Origin of the sequence: Microbacterium sp. Leaf351, assembly GCF_001423825.1 — a bacterium.
GTDB lineage: Bacteria > Actinomycetota > Actinomycetes > Actinomycetales > Microbacteriaceae > Microbacterium > Microbacterium ginsengisoli.
Map to the genome: position 1 here is coordinate 50,205 of NZ_LMPK01000009.1, position 499 is coordinate 50,703.

Annotated in this window: 2 pseudogenes; both read left to right on the forward strand. The window is 69.1% G+C overall.

The features are described from left to right. Nucleotides 1-182: pseudogene (locus ASG00_RS03495) on the forward strand (hypothetical protein); the annotation flags it as partial. Nucleotides 183-244: 62 nt separating this feature from the next. Then, nucleotides 245-499: pseudogene (locus ASG00_RS16735) on the forward strand (GNAT family N-acetyltransferase); the annotation flags it as partial.

The window sequence follows — 499 nt, forward strand, 5'->3', positions numbered from 1 at the left end:
ATACCGGCCTGCTCGATCGCTGGGCGATGCATCTCGGCCTCCGGCTGATCCTCTGGGGTCAGCGGATGTCGCGTCTCACCGCCGATCGCGAATCGCACCGCCTCCGCGACGATGTCGAGTCCGCTCGCCGCCGCCGCGAGGCGGAGTGGGAGCGCGCCGCGCTCCTTGACATCCGTCGCTGACGGCACCGGTCGGGGGTCCTCTCCGGACCCCCGACCTCTCACCCCTGCAGAAGGAATCCCCCATGGACACCCCTCCCGTGAGCTTCGTCCCGCTCACGATCCCCGCGCGCATCGACGACGCGGACGCCACCGACTTCATCGACATGGTCGAGGTGCGCAACCGCATCTACCTCGAGATCTCCGGCAATGCCGACGAGGACCAGACGCCTGCCGAGCTTCTCCCCCACTACCAGGACGACCCCGATCGCACCCGCCTCGTCTGGCTCGTGCGCGACGAGGGCGCTCCCATCGGTCGAGTGACGGTCGACGCCTTCCAC